The organism is Streptomyces fildesensis (assembly GCF_016107395.1).
In the GTDB taxonomy this organism is placed as follows: Bacteria; Actinomycetota; Actinomycetes; order Streptomycetales; family Streptomycetaceae; genus Actinacidiphila; species Actinacidiphila fildesensis.
Genome location: NZ_JAAIKO010000013.1, coordinates 71,846 through 95,510 on the forward strand (window position 1 = coordinate 71,846; position 23,665 = coordinate 95,510).

At 70.6% G+C, this 23,665-nt stretch carries 22 protein-coding genes and 1 tRNA gene; 11 read left to right on the plus strand and 12 right to left on the minus strand.

Translation table 11 applies throughout. The annotated features are described in order from the left end of the window. Positions 1–72: 72 nt before the first annotated feature. A complete protein-coding gene (locus tag C6N31_RS19785) occupies positions 73–1,767 on the plus strand; it encodes a glycosyl hydrolase family 28-related protein (protein ID WP_138354078.1) in 1,695 nt (564 codons plus the stop codon). On the opposite strand, the gene C6N31_RS19790 is transcribed toward C6N31_RS19785, so the two are convergent. Then, on the minus strand, positions 1,751–3,016 hold the full coding sequence (locus C6N31_RS19790; protein ID WP_138354149.1) for an MDR family MFS transporter: 1,266 nt from the start codon (positions 3,014–3,016) through the stop codon (positions 1,751–1,753). The genes C6N31_RS19785 and C6N31_RS19790 overlap by 17 nt on opposite strands. A gap of 125 nt (positions 3,017–3,141) precedes the next feature. On the opposite strand from C6N31_RS19790, the gene C6N31_RS19795 reads away from it, so the two are divergent. After that, positions 3,142–3,900 carry a phosphoglyceromutase gene (locus C6N31_RS19795; RefSeq protein WP_138354079.1) on the plus strand — a complete coding sequence of 253 codons (759 nt, stop codon included), beginning with the start codon at positions 3,142–3,144 and terminating at the stop codon, positions 3,898–3,900. A 442-nt stretch (positions 3,901–4,342) separates the two neighbouring features. Here the strand turns inward: C6N31_RS19795 and phoU are convergent, their stop codons facing one another. Beyond that, the gene (gene phoU, locus C6N31_RS19800; protein WP_138354080.1) at positions 4,343–5,023 is read right to left on the minus strand and encodes a phosphate signaling complex protein PhoU; all 681 of its coding nucleotides are present in this window, start codon (positions 5,021–5,023) and stop codon (positions 4,343–4,345) included. A 182-nt stretch (positions 5,024–5,205) separates the two neighbouring features. Between phoU and phoR the strand changes: the two genes are divergently transcribed. Together phoR and phoP are read left to right on the plus strand one after the other, a co-directional pair. Further along, positions 5,206–6,495: a two-component system sensor histidine kinase PhoR gene (gene phoR, locus C6N31_RS19805; protein ID WP_138354081.1), complete on the plus strand. Its 1,290-nt coding sequence runs from the start codon at positions 5,206–5,208 to the stop codon at positions 6,493–6,495. Beyond that, positions 6,492–7,172 (plus strand): two-component system response regulator PhoP, encoded by a 681-nt coding sequence (gene phoP / locus C6N31_RS19810; RefSeq protein WP_138354082.1) that lies wholly within the window; start codon positions 6,492–6,494, stop codon positions 7,170–7,172. Before phoR ends, phoP begins: the two co-directional genes overlap by 4 nt. Before the next feature lie 103 nt (positions 7,173–7,275). Here the strand turns inward: phoP and C6N31_RS19815 are convergent, their stop codons facing one another. Further along, a complete protein-coding gene (locus tag C6N31_RS19815; protein WP_138354083.1) occupies positions 7,276–7,929 on the minus strand; it encodes a DUF461 domain-containing protein in 654 nt (217 codons plus the stop codon). Positions 7,930–8,439: 510 nt separating this feature from the next. Here C6N31_RS19815 and C6N31_RS19820 point away from each other — a divergent pair. From C6N31_RS19820 to C6N31_RS19845, 6 genes are all read left to right on the plus strand, one after another. Continuing rightward, on the plus strand, positions 8,440–8,922 hold the full coding sequence (locus C6N31_RS19820) for a CarD family transcriptional regulator (RefSeq protein ID WP_033174074.1): 483 nt from the start codon (positions 8,440–8,442) through the stop codon (positions 8,920–8,922). Positions 8,923–9,145: 223 nt separating this feature from the next. Further along, positions 9,146–9,859: a 2-C-methyl-D-erythritol 4-phosphate cytidylyltransferase gene (gene ispD, locus C6N31_RS19825; RefSeq protein WP_138354084.1), complete on the plus strand. Its 714-nt coding sequence runs from the start codon at positions 9,146–9,148 to the stop codon at positions 9,857–9,859. Next, on the plus strand, positions 9,849–10,373 hold the full coding sequence (gene ispF, locus C6N31_RS19830) for a 2-C-methyl-D-erythritol 2,4-cyclodiphosphate synthase (RefSeq protein WP_138354085.1): 525 nt from the start codon (positions 9,849–9,851) through the stop codon (positions 10,371–10,373). Before ispD ends, ispF begins: the two co-directional genes overlap by 11 nt. A 258-nt stretch (positions 10,374–10,631) precedes the next feature. Then, positions 10,632–12,026, plus strand: a complete 1,395-nt coding sequence (gene cysS / locus C6N31_RS19835) for a cysteine--tRNA ligase (protein ID WP_138354086.1) — start codon at positions 10,632–10,634, stop codon at positions 12,024–12,026. 119 nt (positions 12,027–12,145) lie between these two features. Continuing rightward, on the plus strand, positions 12,146–13,102 hold the full coding sequence (gene rlmB, locus C6N31_RS19840; protein WP_138354087.1) for a 23S rRNA (guanosine(2251)-2'-O)-methyltransferase RlmB: 957 nt from the start codon (positions 12,146–12,148) through the stop codon (positions 13,100–13,102). A 343-nt stretch (positions 13,103–13,445) separates the two neighbouring features. Then, a complete protein-coding gene (locus tag C6N31_RS19845; RefSeq protein WP_198357925.1) occupies positions 13,446–14,996 on the plus strand; it encodes a DoxX family membrane protein in 1,551 nt (516 codons plus the stop codon). A gap of 199 nt (positions 14,997–15,195) precedes the next feature. Here the strand turns inward: C6N31_RS19845 and C6N31_RS19850 are convergent, their stop codons facing one another. The 3 genes from C6N31_RS19850 to C6N31_RS19860 all read right to left on the minus strand — a co-directional run bounded on the left by C6N31_RS19850 (position 15,196) and on the right by C6N31_RS19860 (position 17,777). Beyond that, positions 15,196–15,921, minus strand: a complete 726-nt coding sequence (locus C6N31_RS19850) for a nucleotidyltransferase family protein (RefSeq protein ID WP_138354089.1) — start codon at positions 15,919–15,921, stop codon at positions 15,196–15,198. Between the two features lie 70 nt (positions 15,922–15,991). Next, on the minus strand, positions 15,992–16,405 hold the full coding sequence (locus C6N31_RS19855) for a hypothetical protein (RefSeq protein ID WP_138354090.1): 414 nt from the start codon (positions 16,403–16,405) through the stop codon (positions 15,992–15,994). Between the two features lie 253 nt (positions 16,406–16,658). Next, positions 16,659–17,777 carry an ABC transporter ATP-binding protein gene (locus tag C6N31_RS19860; RefSeq protein ID WP_164295044.1) on the minus strand — a complete coding sequence of 373 codons (1,119 nt, stop codon included), beginning with the start codon at positions 17,775–17,777 and terminating at the stop codon, positions 16,659–16,661. Positions 17,778–17,991: 214 nt separating this feature from the next. On the opposite strand from C6N31_RS19860, the gene C6N31_RS19865 reads away from it, so the two are divergent. Continuing rightward, positions 17,992–18,065 (plus strand) — tRNA-Thr (locus C6N31_RS19865). A 481-nt stretch (positions 18,066–18,546) separates the two neighbouring features. Here C6N31_RS19865 and C6N31_RS19870 read toward each other — a convergent pair. The 6 genes from C6N31_RS19870 to C6N31_RS19895 form a co-directional block, all read right to left on the minus strand. Further along, a complete protein-coding gene (locus tag C6N31_RS19870; RefSeq protein WP_138354092.1) occupies positions 18,547–19,389 on the minus strand; it encodes an alpha/beta fold hydrolase in 843 nt (280 codons plus the stop codon). 102 nt (positions 19,390–19,491) lie between these two features. Next, positions 19,492–19,878: an STAS domain-containing protein gene (locus C6N31_RS19875; protein WP_198357926.1), complete on the minus strand. Its 387-nt coding sequence runs from the start codon at positions 19,876–19,878 to the stop codon at positions 19,492–19,494. A 68-nt stretch (positions 19,879–19,946) separates the two neighbouring features. Beyond that, entirely contained in the window at positions 19,947–21,146 is a 1,200-nt protein-coding gene (locus C6N31_RS19880) for an ABC transporter permease (protein WP_198357927.1), read from the minus strand. Then, the gene (locus C6N31_RS19885) at positions 21,143–21,934 is read right to left on the minus strand and encodes an ABC transporter ATP-binding protein (RefSeq protein ID WP_138354095.1); all 792 of its coding nucleotides are present in this window, start codon (positions 21,932–21,934) and stop codon (positions 21,143–21,145) included. The genes C6N31_RS19880 and C6N31_RS19885 overlap by 4 nt, the downstream gene beginning before the upstream one ends. Continuing rightward, positions 21,931–22,995 (minus strand): peptidoglycan-binding protein, encoded by a 1,065-nt coding sequence (locus C6N31_RS19890; protein WP_198357928.1) that lies wholly within the window; start codon positions 22,993–22,995, stop codon positions 21,931–21,933. Before C6N31_RS19890 ends, C6N31_RS19885 begins: the two co-directional genes overlap by 4 nt. A gap of 125 nt (positions 22,996–23,120) precedes the next feature. Further along, on the minus strand, positions 23,121–23,609 hold the full coding sequence (locus tag C6N31_RS19895; RefSeq protein ID WP_198357929.1) for a hypothetical protein: 489 nt from the start codon (positions 23,607–23,609) through the stop codon (positions 23,121–23,123). Positions 23,610–23,665: the final 56 nt, after the last annotated feature.

Consider the following 23,665-nt stretch of genomic DNA (forward strand, 5'->3'; position numbering starts at 1 on the left):
CGCCAGCCGGGACATGGCACCCTCATGCCGTCGCACATCTGAATGGCGTTCAGATACGTGAAAGGCGGGGTCATGGCGATCAGTCGCAGGAGACTGCTCACGGGAGCAATTCAGGTCAGCACGGCGGCGGTGGCCGCCGGCGCGCTCGGCAGCCGCACCGCCTTCGCGGCCGCACCGGCCGCACCGCCGTCGAACAGCGTGCCGTCCCCCCTCTGGGCGGAGTTCAAGGCCGCGCCTTACACCCACCCGCAGATCCCGAACGTCGCCCGCGCGGGCTACAACGGCGGCGAGCGGAACTTCCCCCGCCGCCCCGTCCGCGCCAACGTCCTGCACTACGGCGCCAAGCCGGACGGCTCCGCCGACGCCGCGCCCGCCATCAACCGGGCCATCGCCGAGGTCGGCAATCGCGGCGGCGGCACGGTCCTGCTGCCGCGCGGCACCTACCGGATCGACGACGTCATCCAACTCGGCTGGAGCAACGTCACCCTGCGCGGTGAAGGCAGCGGCACCACCAAGCTCTTCGCGACGCGCTCGCTCACCGAGATCATCGGCGCCTACGGCAGCCGCTACGGCGGCAACAAGTCGTCCTGGTCCTGGGCCGGCGGCCTGGTCTGGGTCTGCCCGCGCGAGCGTTACCGCACCCTCACCGACGCGATCAAGGCCAAGGCCTGGCCGTTCGAGGGCTGGACCGGCAACAAGCGCGACGAATGGCAGACCTTGGCCGCCATCACGGCCGTCGCGAAGCAGGGCGACTTCACCGTCACCGTCGACGACCCGTCCCGCCTCCGGCGCGGCGACCGCGTCCTGCTCCAGCTCGCGGACGACGCCGGACACACCCTGCTCGACCACATGGCGGGCGACGTGGACGGCGCCGCCACCTACGACTGGTCCGACAAGACCAAGGTGCTCTCGTACGTCCCCTACGAGTGGCCGGCCCGCGTCACCGGCATCCGCGGCCACCGCGTCACCCTCGACCGGCCGCTGCCGCTCGACACGCGCCTCGGCTGGGCGCCGAAGCTGACGACGCTCATCGACCCCGTGGTCAACTCCGGTGTCGAGGGCCTCACCATCGAGATGGTGGAGACCCCGCAGGCCCAGCATCTGCTCGACACGGGCTACAACGGCCTGGTCCTGCAGTGCGCGTGGGACTGCTGGGCGGACGACGTGCACGCCGTCAACGTCGACAACGGCTTTCTGCTCGTCGCCGCGAAGGGCTCCACACTCCGCCGCACCCGCGTCTCCGGGCGCGGCAGCCACCACCCGTACTGCTGCCGCGAGGGGTCCCACGACAACCTGATCGAGGACTTCGCCATCGACCAGCGCACCGTCATCCCCGCCCCGGCGGGCACCCAACTGCACGGCATCAACGTCGAGGGCCTGTCCAGCTACAACGTCTGGTCGCGCGGGCGGATGGACATGGGGACGTTCGACACCCACCGCGGACTGCCGTTCGCCAACGTCCGCACCGAGATCACCGTTTTCAACGACGGCTCGCACGGCGGCGACGCCAGCGCCGGGCCGCTCTACGGCGCCCGCTTCACCCACTGGAACATCACCGTCGCCAACGGCCGCGCGGGCTGCGTCAGGATCGACGACATCGCCCCGTACAGCGCCACGGTGGGCATCTCCGAGGTCACCCCGTTCGGCCAGATCGACGTCCCGGACTTCACCGGCCCGCTCCACTCCCGCCTGGAGTCCTACGGCACCCCGGCGGTCACCCCGCCGAACCTCTACGAGGCCCAGCGCCACCTCAACGGCTGCTCCTGACGGCAGCAGCGGATGCCGGTGCCGGCCCGGAGGCCGGCACCGGCCCCTCCATCTCCACCGCTTCCACCAGTACTTCCGCGCTCTGCACCGTTCCCCGCGTCCGCAGCAGCGTCCAGTACCCGGCGGCGGCGACCGTGCCGACGACCGCGCAGGCTCCCCACGCCGCGCTGCCGCCCCAGTGGTCGAGGGCGAAGCCGCCGGCCAGCGGGCCGACGAAGGAGGCGGCGGACCAGGAGAGCGAGAACATGCCCTGGTAGCGGCCGCGGGCCCGTGCCGGCGCGAGGTCGGCGACGACCGACATCGAGGCGGGGGCGTGCACGATCTCGCCGAGCGTCCACACCGTGACGGTGAGGGCGTAGAAACCGACGGAGCCGGCGAACGCGGTCAGGCCGAAGCCCCAGCCCATCAGCAGGGTGCCGGCCGCGAGCAGCGCGGCCGGGCTGCGGCCGGTCATCATGCGGGTGACCGGGATCTGGAGCAGTACGACCAGCAGTCCGTTGAGGCCGATGACCAGCCCGTACTGGCTCGCGGTGAACCCGGAACGGCCCATGTCGACCGACAGGGTGGTGGCCCCCTGCTGGCCCACGGTCCCGAGCAGGAAGGTCAGCCCGACCAGAGCCATGAACCGCCGGTCGCGCAGTACCTGGCCGAGCCCGGCGGGCTCCTCGTCCACGGTCGCCGAGGCCTCGACGGCCGGCAGCGTCTCCTTGACCTTCCAGAAGACGACGACCGCGCACAGCAGGGTCATCAGCGCGTCGCCCAGGAAGAGCCAGACATAGCCCTGGGCGGCGATGAGCCCGGCGACGCCCGCCGAGACCCCGAAGCCGATGTTGATCGCCCAGTAGTTGAGGGCGAAGGCCCGCACCCGGTCCTTGGGCGGCACGAGGTCGGCCAGCATCGCCTGGAGGGCCGGCCGGGAGGCGTTGCTGGTGACGCCCACGAGCCCGGCGACCGCCGCGATCGCCACGGGGTGGGTGACGAAGCCGAGCAGGGCGGTGACCGCGGCCGTGCCGAGCTGGGCGACGAGCATGGTGGCGCGCCGCCCGACGCGGTCCGCGAGAACGCCGCCGACGACGGACGCGACCGATCCGCCGAGCCCGTAGAGGGAGGCGACGAGACCGGCGTAGGAGGCGGAGAAGCCCCGGTCGACGGTCAGGTAGAGCGCGAGGAAGGTGACGACGAATCCGCCGAGCCGGCTGACCAGTGTGCTGGTCCACAGCCACCAGAACTGGCGCGGAAGCCCCGACATGGTCTCGCGCACAGCCCGTCTGACGTCCGGCACTCAGGCCCCCCTGTGTAATGGTCACTTGCGACCGGAGGAGGTTACCGTGGACAGGTGGGGAGGCGCCAGAGGATTTCCATTAGGCTCGGGCCATGGCTGCTGCGTACAAGCTGATCCTCCTCCGCCACGGCGAGAGCGAATGGAACGCTAAGAACCTGTTCACCGGCTGGGTGGACGTCAATCTGAACGAGAAGGGCGAGAAGGAGGCGGTCCGGGGCGGCGAGCTGCTCAAGGACGCCGGCCTGCTCCCCGACGTCGTCCACACCTCGCTGCAGAAGCGTGCGATCCGCACCGCGCAGCTCTCCCTCGAAGCCGCGGACCGGCACTGGATCCCGGTGCACCGCTCCTGGCGGCTCAACGAGCGGCACTACGGTGCGCTCCAGGGCAAGGACAAGGCGCAGACCCTCGCGGAGTTCGGCGAGGAGCAGTTCATGCTCTGGCGCCGGTCCTACGACACCCCGCCGCCGCCCCTCGAGGACGGCACGGAGTTCTCGCAGAGCGACGACCCGCGCTACGCGTCGATCCCGAGCGAGATCCGTCCGCGCACCGAGTGCCTCAAGGACGTCGTTGAGCGCATGCTGCCGTACTGGTACGACGGCATCGTCCCGGACCTGCTGGCCGGCCGCACCGTCCTGGTCGCCGCGCACGGCAACAGCCTGCGCGGTCTGGTAAAGCACCTCGACGGCATCTCCGACGCCGACATCTCCGGTCTGAACATCCCGACCGGCATCCCGCTCTCCTACGAGCTCGACGCCGACTTCCGCCCGCTGAACCCGGGCGGCACCTACCTCGACCCGGACGCCGCGAAGGCCGCCATCGAGGCCGTCAAGAACCAGGGCAAAAAGAAGTAGCGAAGGACGCAGGACGCGCGAAGGGCCCCACCCGGATCCGGGTGGGGCCCTTCGTCCCGCAAGGGGTGGTCGTCAGGGTCTCAGGAGGTGCAGCCGCCGCATTGGCAGGCGCCGCCGGACTGGCATCCGCACCCGCAGCTCGCACCGCAGCCGCACGCTCCGAGCACGGGCAGCTGTACCCGCACGAGCTGCGGGGGACGGTCGAGTGACGGCTGGTCCCGGATGGTCGACGGGGTGGGGGAATCCTGCATAAGTACCCTCCTCGGCTGGGCTACCGCACGCAGTCGAAGCCGCCACGTGCGGGCGCATCAGCACCCATTGAACGCGCCCGGAGGCAGGCGCATCAACGGCGCGCGGAGGCACGACAGGGCGCGGGCCGGGACCGTTCGGGCCCCCCGCCCGACAGATCCCGAACCCTGACCCCGTTGGCTGCCGGACTCCGTCAGACCCCGTCCACCTGCGTCGCGGGCGGCGTCAGCTCGTCGGCGTGCTCGCCGGTGACCAGGTAGACGACGCGCTTGGCGACCGATACGGCGTGGTCGGCGAACCGCTCGTAGTACCGGCCGCACAGCGTCACGTCGACCGCCGTCTCGATGCCGTGCTTCCAGCGGTCGTCCAGCAGGTGCTGGAAGAGCGTGCGGTGCAGCTCGTCCATGCGGTCGTCGTCCGCCTCCAGCTGCAGCGCGTCGTCGACGTCCTTGGTGACGATGACCTCGGCGGCCTTCGCCATGAGGCGCTGGGCGAGCTGGCCCATCTCCAGGATGGTGCTGTGCAGGTCGTTCGGTACGGCCGACTCGGGGAAGCGCAGCCGGGCCACCTTCGCGATGTGCCGGGCGAGGTCGCCCGACCGCTCGATGTCCGCGCTCATCCGCAGGCTGGTGACGACGATGCGCAGGTCGGTGGCGACCGGCTGCTGCCGGGCCAGCAGGGTGATCGCCCGTGCTTCCAGGTCGCGCTGCAGGGCGTCGACCTTCTCATCGGCCGCGATCACGCTCTCGGCGATGTTCAGGTCCGCGTCCAGCAACGCGGTGGTGGCCCGGCCGATGGCGGATCCGACGAGCCGGGCCATCTCGACCAGCCCTTCACCGATCGAGTCGAGCTCCTCGTGATATGCGTCCCGCATCGCTGTCCTTCCGTCCAAACAGAGGCGTCTCCTCCACGCTCCCACGCTGATGGGCGTACGCGTACCGCTCGAGCATCCCGAGTGAATCAGCGCCTACGTCAAGGTGAACTCTTGGCAACGGGCGTTCGAGAGGTAGCTCTCAAGGCTGTGGAGCACCCCTTATGGCCGCCTAACCTGGGGGTATGGACGTGAACGCGGCTCTTGCCGCAGCCAGTGCGATAGCCGGTCTGTGTACCGGTGTGATCGCTGTGCTCGCGTTCCGCTGGAGTGAGCGGGAACAAGCCCGCCCCACCCGCACGGCCCTGCGACCCGATGGCGCCGGCGTACTGCCGCCCGGAGTGGACACCGTCCTCTCCGTACTGCGTTCCTCGGCCGTCGTCCTCGATGAGGGCGACACGGTGGTCAAGGCCAGCTCGGCGGCGTATGCCCTCGGACTGGTCCGCGGCGGCCGCCTGGCCGTCGACCAGATGCTGCAGATGGCCCGTGAGACCCGGCGGGACGGCGAGATACGCCAGGTCGAACTGGATCTGCCACGAAGAGGAGCCGGCCGCGGCGAGGGCCTGGCGGTCTCCGCCAGAGTCGCACCGCTCGGCTCCCGGCTGGTCCTCCTCCTCGTGGAAGACCTGACCGAGGCCCGCAAGATCGAGGCCGTACGCCGTGACTTCGTCGCGAACGTCAGCCATGAGCTCAAGACCCCGGTCGGCGCGCTGTCACTGCTCTCCGAAGCCGTGATGGACGCTTCCGACGACCCTGAGGCCGTCATCCGCTTCGCAGGGCGGATGCAGATCGAGGCGACCCGCCTCACCAGCCTCGTCCAGGAGATCATCGATCTCTCCCGGGTCCAGAACGACGACCCGCTGGACGACGCGGAACCGGTCGACGTCGACGATCTCGTCGCCGAGGCCATAGACCGCTGCCGCCACCAGGCGAACGCCAAACAGATCACCATGGCCACCGGATCAGCCCCTGACCTGCACATCTGGGGCAACCGCGGCCAGCTCGCGGCAGCTCTCGGCAACCTCGTCGAGAACGCCGTCAACTACAGCCCGGCCCGCACCCGCGTAGGGATAGCCGGCCGCCGGATCCCCTCCCCGGGCGGCGACCTCATCGAGATCTCGGTCACCGACGCCGGCATCGGCATCTCGGAGAAGGACCGGGACCGGATCTTCGAGCGGTTCTACCGCGTCGACCCGGCGCGCTCCCGCGCCACCGGCGGCACGGGTCTGGGCCTGTCCATCGTCAAGCACGTGGCCGCCTCGCACGGCGGGGAAGTCACCGTGTGGAGCGCAGAAGGACAGGGCTCCACCTTCACCCTGCGGCTGCCCGAGGCCGGCATGGCACGCGATCACGCCCTGCTCGGCACCGAACCGGAGGACGACGAGTCCCCCGGTGGCGGGGGCGGCCCCGCCGGAGACCAGCAGTTCTACGAGAACTATTCCGATCACATCCCTGCCCCGGAGGTCCTTCCGTGACCCGTGTACTCGTCGTAGAGGACGAAGAGTCCTTCAGCGACGCGCTGTCGTACATGCTCCGCAAGGAGGGCTTCGAGGTCGCCATAGCAGCGACCGGGCCCGACGCGCTGGACGAGTTCGAACGCAACGGCGCCGACCTGGTACTGCTCGACCTCATGCTGCCGGGCCTGCCCGGCACCGAGGTCTGCCGCCAGCTCAGGCTCAAGTCCAATGTCCCGGTCATCATGGTGACGGCCAAGGACAGCGAGATCGACAAGGTCGTCGGCCTGGAAATAGGCGCAGACGACTACGTGACCAAGCCCTTCTCCTCCCGCGAGCTGGTGGCCCGTATCCGGGCCGTCCTGCGCCGCCGCGGGGAGCCCGAGGAGCTGTCCCCGGCCGCCCTGGAGGCCGGCCCGGTACGGATGGACGTCGACCGCCACGTGGTCACCGTCTCCGGCGGAAAGGTCGACCTCCCGCTCAAGGAGTTCGACCTGCTGGAGATGCTGCTGCGCAACGCGGGCCGCGTGCTGACCCGTATGCAGCTCATCGACCGGGTGTGGGGCGCCGACTACGTGGGCGACACCAAGACGCTCGACGTCCACGTCAAGCGGCTGCGCGCCAAGATCGAGCCGGACCCGGGCGCGCCGCGCTACCTGGTCACGGTGCGCGGCCTGGGCTACAAGTTCGAGCCGTAACCCCGCCGGCGGGCCGTTCCGCGGACCCGCCCGCTTCCCCGCACAGCACGACGGGCCCGGCAGCACACGCTGCCGGGCCCGTCGTCGTGCGCGGATCGCGCGGTCAGCTCTTCTTGGTCGGCGTGGCCGTACCGGTCGGCGTGCCCGTCCCGCTGGGGGTGGCCGTGTCGGTCGGGGTGGCCTTCCCGCCGTTCTCCGGGGTCCCGGTGGCCGTCGGAGTGGTCTTGGCGGGCGGCTCGGCGGCCGGCGACGGGGCGCTGCTGGGGCCGTACTTCTCGTAGTAGCCCGCGGCGGGCAGCACGTTCGCCTCGAGGGCGACCTCACCGGTCGCGCTGAACGTCAGCGCGATGCGCTGGAAGTCGCCGTCCTTGAACGCCTCGTTGCTGTTCGGGATCGTCGCGGCGGCGTTGCCCTCCCCGCCGAGCAGCACCGAACCGTGCGCCGGGACGGTGACGGTCTTGCTGCCGGCGGTGCCGGACAGGGTCGCCGTCAGGGCGTCGCCGACCTTCAGCGACTGGAGCGTCTGGTCACCGTTTCCGTTGTTGTAGATGCGGGCCGAGACCGACGCGGGGCCGGAACCGGCCTTCTCCGTCAGGATCACGGCGTTCTGCACCTGGATGTCGCCGACGGTGGTCGCGGCATTGTCGGGGCGGACCTCGTGCGTCTGCGCGTTGTTGCCGGCGCCGCAGGCGGCGAGCGGGGCAATCGAGAGCGCGAGGGCGGCGGCGAGGGCACCGCGTCGAAGGCTGCTGCTCACGGCGGCGGCATCTCCTAGACAGGTAGGGAAGATCTTCCAGCGGGCTTACATTACTCAGCCTTCGTCCCGCCTCCGCACCGGGCCGCCCCTCGGCGGGGCGGTCTCACCCGACCGGGGTGGCCGGGATTGCATTCCGGCATTCCGCCACGGGATTCCGGCGGACCGGGCAAGATCCATTTATCGTGCACCGATCGCCTCCGTTCCGCGACTTCGGAAAATTGGATCATCGCGTCAACGAGGTCCGAACGGAGTAGCGAAGATCCACTCTTCGGAGATCGACAAATGGGGACGTAACACCCCTTCCGCTGGCGCGCCGTTGGGTGTAACGGGCGCGTTTCACCTCTGTCGTATACCGGCTCCGACCTGCGAATACCCCTGCTCGGTACGCCCCTCCAGCACGTTCCGGTAGGGGTTGTCAAGCCCTGAGATATGCCCTGACCTGCGAAAACACCATTCAGAAGAGGCCGTTCACGTGTTACCCTGGATAGCCACGGAAGGGGTACCTGTCACATGACGTTCAAGGTTGGCGACACCGTGGTCTATCCCCATCACGGGGCCGCGCTGATCGAGGCTATCGAAATTCGCCAGATCAAAGGCGTGGACAAGACCTACTTGGTGCTCAAGGTCGCCCAGGGCGACTTGACGGTACGCGTACCCGCGGACAATGCGGAGTTCGTCGGCGTGCGCGACGTGGTTGGTCAGGAGGGGCTGGACCGGGTCTTCGAGGTGCTTCGCGCGCCGTACACCGAAGAGCCGACCAACTGGTCCCGCCGCTACAAGGCAAATCTGGAAAAGCTCGCCTCCGGCGATGTCATCAAGGTCGCAGAGGTGGTCCGCGACCTGTGGCGTCGTGAGCGTGAGCGCGGGCTGTCCGCCGGCGAGAAGCGCATGCTCGCCAAGGCGCGGCAGATCCTGGTCAGCGAGCTCGCGCTCGCTGAGAACACCAACGAGGACAAGGCCGAGGCTCTGCTCGACGAGGTCCTCGCGTCCTGACGCGAGTTCTGCCGCGGTACCCGGTTCCGGCCGGGTGCTGCGGCATGCTTGTGTCCTGACGCAGATCGTTGATCGTTCTGTTCTGCTGTTACCGCTGTTTACCGTCTTCTGCTTTTGTTCTGCTCCGACGTCTCGGCGTGCACAACCCTGCGGACTTCTCACGGAAGGGGTCCGCAGCGTCACACGTTGAGCCGATACCCACCTCGGCCAAGGACACAAACCTCTGAGTACCGCAGCTGTCATCCCCGCCGCCGGACGAGGCGTCCGGCTCGGCCCCGGCACCCCCAAGGCGCTGCGCTCCCTCGGCGGCATCCCGATGCTGGTGCACGCCGTGCGCGCCATGACCCGCTCCCGGGCCGTCTCCCTCGTCGTCGTGGTCGCGCCGTCCGACGGTGTGGCCGAGGTCCAGGCCATGCTCGACAGCCACGGGCTGCCCGAGGGCAAGGACATCAGGGTCGTCGCCGGCGGCGGGACCCGCCAGGAGTCGGTCCGGCTCGGTCTGGCCGCGCTCCCCGAGGACGTCGACATCGTCCTCGTCCATGACGCCGCCCGCCCGCTGGTGCCCGTCGAGATCGTCGACGCGGTCGTCGCGGCCGTACGGGACGGGGCCCCGGCCGTCGTCCCCGGCCTGCCGCTGGCCGACACCGTCAAGCAGATCGACCCCGGCACGAACATCGTCACCGGCACGCCCGAGCGCGCCCTGCTGCGCGCCGTGCAGACCCCGCAGGGCTTCCGGCGGGACGTGCTGGCCACGGCGCACGCGACGGTGCCGGGCGACGGCGAGGGCGCCACCGACGACGCGGGCATGGTCGAGCGGACCGGCGTCCAGGTCGTGGTGGTACCCGGCCACGAAGAGGCCTTCAAGGTGACCAGGCCGCTGGACCTGGTGCTCGCCGAGGCCGTACTCGCCCGCAGGAGGGCCACCGATGGCTTCTGACGCTTCTCCGTCCTCGTCCATGCGTCTGCCGCTCGTCGGCATCGGCACGGACGTGCACGCCTTCGAGGCCGGCCGCGAGCTGTGGTGCGCGGGCCTGCACTGGCCGGACGCCGGTGACGGCCTGGCCGGCGACTCGGACGCCGACGTCGCCGCGCACGCGGCCTGCGACGCGCTTTTCTCCGCGGCCGGGGTCGGCGACCTCGGCGCGCACTTCGGCACCGGACGGCCCGAGTGGGCCGGAGCGTCCGGCGTCACGCTGCTCGCCGAGGCGGCCCGCATCGTCCGCGAGGCCGGCTTCGAGATCGGCAACGTGGCGATCCAGGTGATCGGCGTCCGCCCGAAGATCGGCAAGCGCCGCGACGAGGCCCAGAAGGTTCTCTCCGAGGCCATCGGCGCCCGCGTCTCGGTCTCCGGCACGACGACCGACGGGCTCGGCCTCACCGGCCGCGGCGAGGGACTGGCGGCCATCGCCACCGCGCTCGTGCTGCCGGCGGCTCCGGCCCCGGCTGCCTGAACCCGCCCTCCACCAGCCTTCCCCGGGGCCGATTCCGGACCGGATCCATGGCTGATTCGGTGCCGATCCGGAGCCGATTCGGGCCCGATCCGGAGCCGATTCGGGCCCGATTCGGAGCCGGATTCCGAGTCCGACCGGGGCTTGAGGGGGTTACCCCCGCAGGCAGGAGCCACGCCCGGAAGATCGTCCGGCCCGCTCCCCCCTGCAACCCGAGCGGAGCGCACTTGGCACGGCGTTTCGCCCACTACCCTTGTTGGCGTGACTATTCGCCTGTACGACACCAGCGCTCGGCAGATCCGTGATTTCACCCCGCTCACGCCGGGCTGTGTCTCGATCTACCTCTGCGGTGCCACCGTGCAGGCGGCCCCGCACATCGGGCACATCCGGTCGGGCCTGAACTTCGACATCATGCAGCGGTGGTTCGCCTACCGCGGCTACGACGTCACCTTCATCCGGAACGTCACCGACATCGACGACAAGATCATCACGAAGTCGGCCGAGCAAGGCCGCCCGTGGTGGGCGATCGGCTACGAGAACGAGCGGGCCTTCAACAACGGCTACGACGTGCTCGGCTGCCTGCCGCCCACCTACGAGCCGCGGGCGACCGGCCACATCCCCGAGATGGTCGAGATGATGCGCGAGCTCATCGACCGGGGCCACGCCTACGTCGCCGACGGCAACGTCTACTTCGACGTGCGCTCGTTCCCCGGCTACCTGGAGCTGTCCAACCAGGAGCTCGACAACCTGCGCCAGCCCAGCGGCGAGGGCGAGACGGGCAAGCGCGACCAGCGGGACTTCGCCATGTGGAAGTCGGTCAAGCCCGGCGAGCCGTCCTGGGAGACCCCCTGGGGCCGCGGCCGCCCCGGCTGGCACCTGGAGTGCTCGGCGATGGCCCACAAGTACCTGGGCTCCGCCTTCGACATCCACGGCGGCGGCATCGACCTGATCTTCCCGCACCACGAGAACGAGATCGCCCAGGCGAAGGCGTTCGGCGACGACTTCGCCGGCTACTGGGTGCACAACGCCTGGGTCACCATGAGCGGCGAGAAGATGAGCAAGTCGCTCGGCAACTCGGTGCTCGTCTCCGAGATGGTCCAGCGCTGGCGCCCCATCGTGCTGCGCTACTACCTCGGCACCCCGCACTACCGCTCGATGATCGAGTACAGCGAGGAAGCACTGCGCGAGGCGGAGTCCGCGTTCGCGCGCATCGAGGGCTTCGCGCAGCGGGTCGTCGAGAAGTGCGGTCCTGTCGCGCCGGCCGCCGAGGTGCCGATCTCCTTCGCCGAGGCGATGGACGACGACCTCGGCGTCCCGCAGGCGCTGGCCATCGTCCACACCTCCGTCCGGCAGGGCAATTCGGCCCTCACGGCGGACGACAAGGAAACCGCGATCGCGCGTCTCGCCGAGGTCCGTGCGATGCTCGGTGTACTGGGACTGGACCCGCTCGACGAGCAGTGGGCCGGCGGCGGGCACGGTGACGACCTGCACGGCGTCGTGGACTCACTCGTCCGGCTGGTGCTGGAACAGCGGCAGGCGGCCCGGGAGCGTAAGGACTACGCGACCGCCGACGCCATCCGCGACCAGCTCCAGCAGTCGGGGCTGGACATCGAGGACACCGCGTCCGGACCCCGGTGGTCGCTCGGCTCGCGCTGAGCGCGTCACCGTGCCGTCCGCCGGCGTACCAGACCCGTCCGCCGTACCAGCTCCGCCCGAACAGCCCAGTCCCCCTATACGTCAGTACATTTTCAGCAGCGAAGAAGTGAGAGTGCCCCATGGCCGGGAACAGCCAGCGCAGGAACCGCCGTACCTCCAACAAGAAGGGCATGAAGGTCGGCACCGGCGGTCACCGGCGTAAGGCTCTGGAGGGCAAGGGCCCGACCCCGCCCGCCTCGGACCGCAAGGGCCACAAGAAGAACCGCGTCGCGAAGGCCGTGGCCAAGCGGACCGTCTCCTCGCAGTCGCGCCGCCCGTCGGGCCGCGGCGCGAAGTCCACGGCCGAGCTGGTCGTCGGCCGTAACTCGGTGGTCGAGGCGCTGCGCGCGGAGATCCCGTCGACCGCGGTCTACGTCCAGCAGTACATCGACACCGACGACCGGGTGCGCGAGGCGATCAAGCTCGCGACCGACCGCGGTGTCCCGCTCATGGAGGCCGCGCGCCCCGAGCTGGACCGGATGACGAACGGCCTGAACCATCAGGGCATGGTCCTGCAGATCCCGCCGTACGAGTACGCGCACCCGGAAGACCTGCTGGAGACCGCCGCCAACAGCCACGAGGCCCCGCTGATCATGGCGCTCGACGGCATCACCGACTCGCGCAACCTCGGTGCGGTCGTCCGCTCCATGGCCGCGTTCGCCGGTCACGGCGTCGTCGTCCCCGAGCGCCGCGCGGCGGGTATGACCGCCGGTGCGTGGAAGACCTCGTCGGGCGCCGCCGCCCGCGTCCAGGTCGCCCGCGCCACCAACCTGACCCGGACGCTGGAGGCCTACCAGAAGGCCGGTCTGGTCGTCGTCGGCCTCGCCGCCGACGGTGCGACGGACCTGCACGAGCTGGACGCGCTCGCCGGCCCCGTCGTGATCGTCGCGGGTTCCGAGGGCAAGGGGCTGTCCCGCCTCGTCGGCGAGACCTGTGACTTCCTGGTGCGCATCCCGATGCCGGGTGGCGCGGAGTCCCTCAACGCGGGCGTCGCCGCCGGCATCGTCCTGTACGAGGCGGCCCGCCGCCGCGCGTGACCCCTTGGCGGCCGCGCGCCACCCCTTGTGCGTGACGCCTTGCGCGTGACTTCTTGTGGGTGACGTCGGGTGCGCGGTTGTTCGTGTGTGACCGACCTCCGTGGACGCTGACGAGGACCCGGACCGGATCACTTCCGGTTCGGGTCCCGATCCTTTCGGAGTCGGCCCCGCATCGTTCCCGGCCAGCGCCCCGATGCTGTTGATCTTGACGGGTCTCGGACATCCATCGGTGCGTCGGCAGTGTCCTAAACGTCTGTCACTCGGTTAGTGGAGTGTGGACACCAGAACACCCCGCACTCCTACGGGGGGTGGGACGCCCGGGTTCGACGAACCTGCCCTGAGCATGCTCAAGGTCCCGAGCGACCCGGCCCAGGTCATCGTCAACCACGCGAGTTTCCGCGTCCGGCTCGGCGTGACCTCGGCCCGTGCCCTGAGCCTCGACGAGACCGCGCGGATCCCCGTCATTCCCAGCTCCGTCAGGCGACGGGCCGCACCAGTGGTGTGGTCCGGCCGGACCGAGCCCGGCGACCCGGCTGCCGGCCGGCTCCTGCAGGCGGTCCGCCACGCGGGCCACGCGGGCGCGGAATCCGGCTCCGGACGCTCCGGCCCCGACACGCCCGCCGGCTCGACGCAGCTGCTGCCGCGGATCGACATCGACGAGGCGGCGACGCCCGGCGTCGTCGGCCCGCGCATGCCGGAACCCGAGCTGCTGCGCGGCGTCCGGCCCGCCCGTGGCGCCTTCGACGACGACTACGACGGCTACGACGACGAGTTCGGTGACGGGCGCGGTGACCGCCGCGGCAAGGGCCTCGCGGCCGGACCGGGCGAGAAGAACGGGATCCGGCGCGGCCGCAACGCCGAACCGATCCGGCACGCCTGGTACCCCGGGCACCGGATGAACCTCGGCGTCGTCCTGCTCCCGCTGCGCGTCTTCCTCGGCTTCATCTCGGTCTACGCCGGCATGAGCAAGCTGTGCGACCCCGTGTACTTCGACGGCGGCGAGCGCGGCTCGATGGTCAAGTGGCTCACGTCACTGCACCCGTGGGCCGCCGCGGCGCCGCTGCGCGATCTCGCGCTCACGCACCCCGTGGGCGCCGGGCTGACCATCGCCTTCCTCCAGGTCATCGTCGGCGTGCTGACGATCTGCGGGCTGTGGCAGCGGGTCGCCGCGTCCCTCGCCGCCGCGCTCTCCGTGGCGCTGCTGGTGACGGTGACCTGGCGCACGGTCCCGGTCTACGACGCCCCGGACTTCATCTACCTCGCCGCCTGGAGCCCGCTGATCATCGCGGGCGCCCCCGTCTACTCCGTGGACGGCCGCCTCGCGGGCGAGGCGTGGCGGCGGCTCGGGCCGCGCGCCGAACTGTGGGACCTGCGCAGGCGGGTGCTGCGCCGGGGTGTGGTGCTGGCCACGATCTTCGTCGGCCTGACGCTGCTGTGCGGATCGGTGCTGGGTGCCGCGGTGCGGTCCTCCAGCACCCACACGGACGTGCCGACCCCGGCGCGCATCCCCGTCAACAACCTGCCGGGCACCCCGCTGCCCGAGGTGTCGGGGACGGCCACACCCGGCAAGCCCAAGCCCACCCCGAAGCCGTCGAAGTCCGCCGGCGCCAAGAAGAAGCCGACCAAGTCGCCCTCGGCGTCGCCGAGCGGCACCCACAAGAGCGGCAGCACGGGCAGCGGCAGCAGCAGCAGCAAGCCCCGCGAGTCCTCCTCGCAGCCGACGCAGCCCAGTTCCCCGCACCAGTCGCACCGTCCGACGACGTCCCCGACGACCAGCAGCGGCACCGTGCACGACCCGATCGGCGGCCTCCTGGGCAGCGGATCGCCCGCCGGCCTGCTGCTCGGCCGGTCGGGACCGTCCGGCGACACCGGAGGCACCGGCGGGTCGGCCTGACGGGTCGGGTCGGGTCGGCAGGATGACATGGCGGTGGCCCGCACCCTTCGGGGGTGCGGGCCACCGCCATGTGCGTACGGGGGCCGTGGGCGCCGTGGAGGGACCGTAGGCGACCCGGAGGCGGTGGAACGCGTGAGAGGGGCTCAGCGGCCCGCTCAGCGCCACGGCGGGCGGACGGGGGTCCGTCTTCAGCGGTTGCTCAACGGCTGAGAGCGGCCAGCTCCTTGGCGGCCTCGGTGAGGTCCTTCGCCGTGTCGATGGCCCGCCAGTACGCGCCCTGCGGGATCGGGAAGCCGGCGAGGCGGCGTTCGCGCGCGAGCCGGGGGAACGTGGTGCGTTCATGGTCGCCGAGGTCCGGCAGCAGCCCGGTGAACTCCGGGTCGAAGACGTACACGCCCGCGTTGATCAGGAACGGGGAGGGCGGCGCCTCGATGAAGTCCAGGATCTGCCCGAACTCGTTGGTCTCCACGGCGCCCCACGGGATCCGGGGGCGGGCCAGCGCCAGCGTGGCGACCGCGGCGCGCTCGTGATGGAACGCGGCCATCTCGCGCAGCGAGAAGCGGGTCCAGATGTCGCCGTTGGTGGCGTACCAGGGCTCGTCGGGGCGCGGGAGCGACGCGGCGGCGTACTTGAGCCCGCCGCCGCGACCCAGCGGTTCCTTCTCGACGACGGTGGTGACGTTCAGCGGCAACCGGGCCGCGTCCAGCCACTCCTGGAGCACTTCGGCGAGGTGGCCGCACGAGACGACGGCGTCGGTGACGCCCTCGGCGGCCAGCCAGTCGAGCTGGTGGCCGATGATCGGTGTCCCGGTGCCCGGGATCTCGACCATCGGCTTGGGACGGTCGTCGGTGTAGGGCCGCAGTCGCGACCCCTGCCCTCCGGCGAGGAGGACGGCCTGGGTCACGGTAGGAGCGCCGTTCGTCATGCTGGGCACCCTACGGGACCTCGAACGCGTGATGACGGCGTCCCCGGGCGGCAGGGGACGCCCGTCATGGTCAGTAGACGGAGGCGACGCCGGTCGCGAACGAGGTGTCGCACACCGGACGCGAGAAGGACTGGGCGCGCACCGGACCGTACTTGGCGACGGCGGCGCGGCCGAGCGACCGGGCGATCGACGTGCAGTACTTTGCCAGTGACGGCCTGGTGGCCATCTCCGCCTGCAGGTCGGTCAGTACAGTGCTCGCGGACTTGTCCTGGAGCTCGTCCAGCAGTCGGGTGCGCAGCACCTCCTGCGGCTCCTTCGAGGACGGCACGATCTCCGGTTTGTCGTGCGAGGCCGTGAGCACCTGGGCCTCGGAGGCCGAGGTCGCCCACGGGACGCGGGTGACGGCGAGGGTCCCGGACAGCACGAGGACGACCGGGAGTACGAGCGCGAATGTCTTGCCGATGCGGCGAGCTACCTGGTTCACGCTCGCGATCGTAGCGATGGGTGATGATTTGGCGACATTTAGTCACCCTGCCGGGTGAGGGGAATCGCTGATACGGGTGCGGCCGGTTGACGAACGGGATCGAAAAGCCCGGTGTGTGTAGGTATTTGTCGACACCGGAATGATCAACGGGGACGCAACGCGGAACGGCCGCCCGCGGGTTGCGCGAACGGCCGTTCCGTACTGCTTATATGCCCGTTGGCCCGTTGGCCACGTTGGCCCTTCGGGTTGAGCGTCAGCGGGTGAGGCGCTCACCGGTGGAGGTCGAGAACACGTGGGCCTCGCCACCGCGCGGCACGACGTGCAGCACGGAGCCCTTCTCCGGGATCTCGCGGCCGCCGACCCGGATGACCAGGTCCTGGTGCTCGCCGCTGACCTCGGCGCTGCCGTAGACGAAGCCGTCCGCGCCCAGCTCCTCGACGACGTTGACCGTGACGGCCAGACCGGCCGGCTCGTCCTTCGACAGCGACTTGGCCTCGCCGTTTACGATGTCGAAGTGCTCGGGGCGGACGCCGACGGTGACCGTGCGGTCGCCCTTGTCGGAGGCGGCCGCGATGGCGTCGCGCTCGACGGCGACGATCGAGTTGCCGAACTTCACGCCGCCGTCGGTGATCGGGACCTCGACGAGGTTCATGGCCGGCGAGCCGATGAAGCCGGCGACGAACAGGTTCGCCGGGCGGTCGTACATGTTGCGGGGGGTGTCGACCTGCTGCAGCAGCCCGTCCTTGAGGACGGCCACGCGGTCGCCCATCGTCATGGCCTCGACCTGGTCGTGGGTGACGTAGACCGTGGTGACGCCCAGCCGGCGCTGCAGGCTGGCGATCTGCGTACGGGTCTGCACACGCAGCTTCGCGTCGAGGTTCGACAGCGGCTCGTCCATGAGGAACACCTGCGGCTCACGCACGATCGCGCGGCCCATCGCGACACGCTGGCGCTGACCACCGGAGAGCGCCTTCGGCTTGCGCGCCAGGTAGTCGCTCAGGTCCAGGATCTTCGCGGCTTCCTCGACCCGCTTGCGGATCTCCGCCTTGTTCACGCCGGCGATCTTGAGCGCGAAGCCCATGTTGTCCGCGACGGTCATGTGCGGGTACAGCGCGTAGTTCTGGAACACCATCGCGATGTCCCGGTCCTTCGGCGGCAGGTGGGTGACGTCGCGCTCACCGATGCGGATCGCTCCGCCGTTGACGTCCTCGAGACCCGCGAGCATGCGCAGGGAGGTCGACTTCCCACAGCCGGACGGACCGACCAGAACCAGGAACTCGCCGTCCCCGACCTCGATCTCCAGGCCGTCCACCGCGGGCTTCTCCGAGCCCGGGTAGATACGGGTCGCCTTGTCGAACGTGACAGTAGCCATAGCTGTTGCACCCCTCACCGGCAGGAACGTGCCGGACGATCCGAGTAAAGGAAGGATTGGTCTAGTCCGCCATATGCGAACTGACCGTGACGCTACCCGCCGCCTGCCCCTTTGTCAGTAGCCCCCGGTCACCGACTTTCCCCACACCCGGCACCCCCCGCCTTGAGTACACTTCTCCTGGCCCCGCACCCGCACCACCCACCCGCGGACCCATGCCCCCTTAGCTCAGCTGGCCAGAGCACCGCTCTTGTAAAGCGAAGGTCGTCGGTTCGAATCCGACAGGGGGCTCCCCGCACCACCCGCCCGAGCCGCACCAGCGGCCCGAGCGAGCACCACATCGTGACCACCACAGACGGCCCCGGACACCGCGTCCGGGGCCGTCTGCGTGAGCGCTGCGTGAGCGGCCGGCCCGGCCGGAGGCGGCGTCGATGGCGGCGGCCGCGACGAATCTGCGGAACGCGACGCACAAGCTGCCCAGGCGCTGAGCGCCTACCGCCACGCGTCCGGAACCAACGGCCCGTACCACTTCAAGGCCACCGTCACCTGGAAGATCGGCTGGACGGGCACTGGCAACCCCAAGCCGGTCGATCTCCCCGACGGGACCTTCGGTACCACCACGGACCTGACCGTCCGCGAGATCCAGGCCGTCGTCCGCTGACCTAAGTCGGCGACCGCTTGGCTGGGTCAGGCGCGGGGGATGGGGCTGAACCCCCGTTGTTGAACGCCCTCGTGGCCCCTCTCGCGTTCACCCGGGCCGCCCGTGAGCCGGTCAGCGGGTGAGGAGGGTGGCCAGTTGGGTGGCGAAGGCCGGGGCGTGGGGGAGGTAGCCGGCGTGGTTGCCTGGGAAGTCGGTGATGGGGATGCCGAGGCGGGTGGCCAGGACGGTGTTGGGGCGGTAGGGGAGGAAGCCGCGGGAGTCGCGGCCGCCGGCCAGGGCCAGTTGGGGGGTCACGGTGGCCAGGGCGGTCAGGTCCGGGAGGTGGTTCGTGACCGGCAGGAGCTCGTGGGCCAGGAAGCGGTCGGTGTTGGCGGCCATCCGGGTGACGAGGTCGCGGATCTGTGGGGGGAGCTCCGTGTGGGGCAGGGGACCTTCGGTGTCCAGGCCCATGCGGGCGCCGAAGACCTCCATCGCGGGTCCGACGCCGTCGCGGAGGTAGATGGCGTGGACGTTCCTGAGGAAGGCGATGTGCTCGTCGGCGTCGGGGAGCACGCCGAACAACGGGGGTTCGTGGGGGACGGCGATGCGGACGCGGTCCGGGTGCCGGGTGAGCAGGTCGAGGGCGACGATGGCGCCCGAGCTGCTGCCGAACACGTGGGCGGGCTCGTCGGTGAGGGCGGCGAGGAGGAGGCGGGCGTCCTCGCTGTCGGTCGCGACGCTCATGTCCTGCGGCGGGCCCTCCACCGGGCTGCGGGAGTTGCCGCGCCGGTCGTAGGTGACGACGGTGTAGCGGTCGGCCAGGGCGCCGGCGACACCCTCGAAGACACCGGCGTCGCCGGAGCCGCCGTGGATCATGAGCAGGACGGGACCGGAGCCGCGGATCTCGTAGTGGAGGGTGGCTCCGGGCACTTTGAGCGTGTCGGTCCTGGGCGCGTTCGTCGACGGCGCGTTCATCGGTCCTCCTGGGGCGTTCCGGGGTCCTGGCCGGCGCTGCCCGGATCCGTCAGGTCTTGGTGGCCCTGGCGGATCCGGGCAACGACTCCACTGTGGACCGCGTCACCGACAGGGCGCTGATACGCGGCCGACGCGGGCGTCCTGGACGGCGAAGGTCCTGTCCAGGCCGGTGAGGTGGAGGAGTTTGCGGAGGTGCGGGCGGACGCCGGTGAGGTGCAGCCGGCCGTGCCGTGCGCTGATGAGGTTGTGGGCGTGGACGAGCACGGAGAGCCCACGGCAGTCCATGAACGTGACGCCGGTGACGTCGATGACGAGGTCGGGAGGGCGGCCCCCGTGCTCCCGGCGGGCGAGTCCGTCCAGCCGTCGGCTGATGTACGGCGTGGCCATGAGGTCGATCTCGCCGTGGAGTTCGACGACCGGCACGGTGCCGCGGGTGCTGACACGGACGGTGAAGGCGGGGCTCGGGTGGTCTGGTGGGACGAGGGGCACGGGGGCTTCCTTCCGGAGAGGTTCCACGGAGGTTCCACGGGAGGCGTACGGGCTCGGCCGGACCGGCCCTACGCGGCGTGCAGCGCCAGGGTCGGCGACAGGCGGGCCGCGCGGACCGCCGGATAGAGGCCGGCGACGGTGCCGATGATCAGCGTGGCGCCGAAGCCGCCGCTGACGGCCCACGGCGGTACCACCCACGGGAGGCGGCCGGTGGTGGCGTAGACGAAGGTGGCGAGGGAGCCGAGGGCGATGCCCGCCAGGCCGCCGAGTCCGGAGAGCATGAGGGACTCGGTGACGAACTGGATGCGGATCTGGCCCCTGGTCGCGCCCAGGGAGCGGCGCAGCCCGATCTCGTGGCGGCGTTCCAGCACCGAGATGATCATGGTGTTGGCGACGCCGACACCGCCGACCAGCAGGGCGACCCCGCCGAGACCGAGCAGCAGATTGGTGAACGCGCCGTCCGTGGCGGCCTTCGCCTGCAGTGCCGCCGAAGGATCCGTGACCTTCACGACCTGCGGGTTCTGCGGGTTGGCCGTGCGCGGGACCAGGTCGCGTACGGCGGCGACCGCGGCATCGGTGGAGCGTTCGTAGACGGACGTGGGATGGCCGTCGAAGCCCAGCAGCCGTTCCGCCGCGTCCCACCCGACGAGGGCGGAGCGCTCGATCTCGGGGGCGAGCGGCAGCGGGTCGAGGATGCCGGTGACGGTGAAGTACCGGCCGCCGATGAACACCTGCTGCCCGGGGGCGGTGATGCCGAGGCGGTCGGCGGCGACGCTGCCGAGCACGACGGACGGGTACCTGCCGGTGGCCTTGTTGAGCCAGCTGCCGCTGCGCACCGAGCCGCGCAGGGTCTTCAGCAGCTCCTCGGTGGTCGCCTTGACGGCGATGCCGCCGGTGTCGCCCTCGGGGATCTTCTCGGAACGGCGTACCGACTGCTTGATGTCGCCGGTGGCGCCCACCTGCTCGACGCCCGGGATCCGGCCGATCATGCCCGGGGCCTCCTTCGGCAGCCGGGCGTCCTGGCCGGTGAACAGCGCGTCGCCCGGGGTCACCACGAGCATGTTGGTGCCCAACCGGTCCAATTCCCGTATGAGTTGGGCCTTGCTGGAGGACGAGATGCCGACCACCGCGATCATCGTCGCGATGCCGAGCGCGATGCCCAGCGCGGACAGGACGACGCGCAGGGGGCGGCCGCGCAGCCCGGCGGATCCGACGTGGAACACATCGCGGGCGCTGAGCCGGGCGGGGGAGAGTGCGGTGCGCCTCATACGGCGACCGCTCCGGCGTCGGTCCCGGTGCCGGGTGCGGAGTCAGGTGCCGCGTCCGTCCTGGCATCAGCACCCGTCCCGCCACTCGTGCGGGCCTGTCTGGTGTCCGCCACCACCCGGCCGTCGCGGATCCGCACCTGGCGGGGCAGCCGGTCGGCGATCTCGCTGTCGTGGGTGATCACGGCGATGGTCGCGCCTTCCTTGTTGAGATCGTGCAGCAGCTCCATGACCGCCTCGCCCGAGGCGGAGTCCAGGGCGCCGGTGGGCTCGTCGGCGAGCAGCAGGTCGGGTTCGCCGACGACGGCGCGCGCGATGGCGACGCGCTGCTTCTGCCCGCCGGACAGCTGGTGCGGCTTGTGGTCCATCCGGTCCGCGAGGCCGACGCGCTCCAGCGCGGCGGCGGCCCGGCGGCGGCGTTCGGCGCGCGGCAGCCCCGAGTAGAGGAGCCCCTCGGCCACGTTGTCCTGGGCGCTGATGCCGGGCACGAGATGGAACGCCTGGAAGACGAATCCGACGTGCTGGGCGCGCAGCGCGGAGAGCCTGCCGTCGGACAGCGCGGCGACGTCGTGGCCCGCGATGGCGACCGAGCCGGAGGACGGCCGGTCCAGGGTGCCGACGATGTGCAGCAGGGTGGACTTGCCGGAGCCGGACGGGCCGACGATGGCGAGCAGTTCGCCGTCGTCGATCGTCAGGTCCACGCCACGCAGCGCCGTGACGCCGCCCGGGTACTGCTTCCCGACGCCCACGAGTTCGACGACGGTGTTCGGGGCGGTACCGGTGGAACTCACAGCGACGGCACCCCGACCTTCATGCCCTCGCGCAGCCCGCCGCCGCTGATCTCGACCCGCCCCTGCCCGAACATGCCGAGCTCGACCGCGACGTCGCGCGCCTTGCCGTTCTCCACGACCTGGACGCCGAAGCCGCCGCTGGGCAGCGCCAGCAGGGCGTTGACGGGTACGGACAGCACGCCCTGGTGGGTCTGGCCGGTCAGGTTCACCGTCACCGGGGACTTGTCGAGGCCGCCGACCTTGGACGGGTCGTCGAAGGTGACCGTGACGGAGATCCTGGGTGTCTTGTCCTGCGGGTCCTCGCCCTCCTCGACGGTCTTGCCGATGGAGGAGACCTTGCCCTGCGCGGTCCCGCCGCCCGGCAGATCGACGGTGACTTTGGTGCCGGTCCGCGCCAGCTGACCGTCGGCGACCTCCAGCTTGAACTCGACGATCCGCTCGGAACTGGTCGTGGTCAGCACCGGCTTGCCGGGACCGGCCTGGTCGCCGACGGTGGAGTCCGCCGACTTGATCCGTACCGGGCCGGCGGAGAAGGCGATCTGGTCGGGGCCGGTCGTGCCGGTCCTCGGCAGGTCGTGGTCCTTCTGCCAGCGCTTCACGGCATCGGCGGTGCCGGCGGTGAACGTGCCGTCGGCGGCCAGGCCGGAGCCGAAGCCGAGGGCGCGCAGATTCTCCTTCAACTGCCGGACGTCGTCGCCCTTGTCGCCGGTCTTCAGCGTCCGGTACATGGGGGTCGTGCCGTACATCAGCCGTACGGGCTTGCCGTCGACCCCGTACAGCCTGCCGTCGCGCGCGACGGAGGAGCCGGCGCCGGCGACCCAGGTGATGGTGCCCATGGCGCCCGCGTTGATCTTGCGCTCCTTGGAGTACCCGAGCGTGCCCTGCTTCTGGGTGCTGTCGCTGAGATCGCCGCGCTCGATCGGGGCGGTCGCCGGCGGGAGGCCGGAATTCTGCTGGGTCACCCCCTTGTCGGGGGCGGCCAGCGCGGTGACGGCCACGCCGCCCCCGGCGACGACCACGACCACCGCCACGGCGGCCAGAACGATTCTCTTGCGCTTCATCGACGTATTCCCGTCCGTCCCCTGCGTGCTCGGCCGCGTGCTCTGCGTTTCGTGCCTTGCCTGCGTTCGGCGTGTTCCGTGCGTTCCCTGCGTGCTCTTGCGCATGCCGTCGGTCACGCCGGTCGTCAGTCGACGGAGCAGAGCTTGTTGGCCTTGTCGAACTTCTCCTTCTCCGCGCCCTGCGGCATCGGCATGGCCTTCTGCATCCCGCCACTGCCGCCATGGTTCGGATCGGGCATGTCGACGCCGTTCTTACGCATGCACTGCGCGAACTTGAGAGCCTTGTCCTTGTCCGCCTGGGATATTTCTCCCGACGGATTCGCGCTGAACTGCTTGCAGGCGTCCATCGCCTTCTTCATCGACGCCTCACTGCCGTTCCTGCCGATCGTCATGCCCCGCGGGTCCTCGCCCGGCTTGGGTTCCTGCACGTCCATGCCGTTGTCCCGAAGGCACTTGCGGAACTTGAGCGCCTTGTCGGCGGCGGTGTCGGCCGAGCTCTTCCCGGGCGATCCCTTCGCGTCGGAGTCCGTATCGGAGCCCGAACAGGCGGAGGCGAAGAGGGCGAGAGCGGCCAGTGCCGCGGCGCCGGCGGAAACGCGGTTGCGATTTCTCATGGGATTCTCACTTTGCGGCTGTTCCGGATAGTGACGGGAGGAGATTGACAGCCGCA

Bases quoted from the DNA above. Each gene is read 5' to 3' on its own strand.
- C6N31_RS19790 (WP_138354149.1), bottom strand. From the start codon at position 3,016: ATGTCGGGGCTTCCGCGCCAGTTCTGGTGGCTGTGGACCAGCACACTG.
- ispF (WP_138354085.1), top strand. From the start codon at position 9,849: ATGGCTTCTGACGCTTCTCCGTCCTCGTCCATGCGTCTGCCGCTCGTC.
- C6N31_RS19795 (WP_138354079.1), top strand. From the start codon at position 3,142: ATGGCTGCTGCGTACAAGCTGATCCTCCTCCGCCACGGCGAGAGCGAA.
- phoR (WP_138354081.1), top strand. From the start codon at position 5,206: ATGGACGTGAACGCGGCTCTTGCCGCAGCCAGTGCGATAGCCGGTCTG.
- phoU (WP_138354080.1), bottom strand. From the start codon at position 5,023: ATGCGGGACGCATATCACGAGGAGCTCGACTCGATCGGTGAAGGGCTG.
- C6N31_RS19820 (WP_033174074.1), top strand. From the start codon at position 8,440: ATGACGTTCAAGGTTGGCGACACCGTGGTCTATCCCCATCACGGGGCC.
- C6N31_RS19895 (WP_198357929.1), bottom strand. From the start codon at position 23,609: ATGAGAAATCGCAACCGCGTTTCCGCCGGCGCCGCGGCACTGGCCGCT.
- C6N31_RS19860 (WP_164295044.1), bottom strand. From the start codon at position 17,777: ATGGCTACTGTCACGTTCGACAAGGCGACCCGTATCTACCCGGGCTCG.
- C6N31_RS19850 (WP_138354089.1), bottom strand. From the start codon at position 15,921: ATGACGAACGGCGCTCCTACCGTGACCCAGGCCGTCCTCCTCGCCGGA.
- C6N31_RS19870 (WP_138354092.1), bottom strand. From the start codon at position 19,389: ATGAACGCGCCGTCGACGAACGCGCCCAGGACCGACACGCTCAAAGTG.
- C6N31_RS19880 (WP_198357927.1), bottom strand. From the start codon at position 21,146: ATGAGGCGCACCGCACTCTCCCCCGCCCGGCTCAGCGCCCGCGATGTG.
- C6N31_RS19890 (WP_198357928.1), bottom strand. From the start codon at position 22,995: ATGAAGCGCAAGAGAATCGTTCTGGCCGCCGTGGCGGTGGTCGTGGTC.
- C6N31_RS19785 (WP_138354078.1), top strand. From the start codon at position 73: ATGGCGATCAGTCGCAGGAGACTGCTCACGGGAGCAATTCAGGTCAGC.
- rlmB (WP_138354087.1), top strand. From the start codon at position 12,146: ATGGCCGGGAACAGCCAGCGCAGGAACCGCCGTACCTCCAACAAGAAG.
- C6N31_RS19845 (WP_198357925.1), top strand. From the start codon at position 13,446: ATGCTCAAGGTCCCGAGCGACCCGGCCCAGGTCATCGTCAACCACGCG.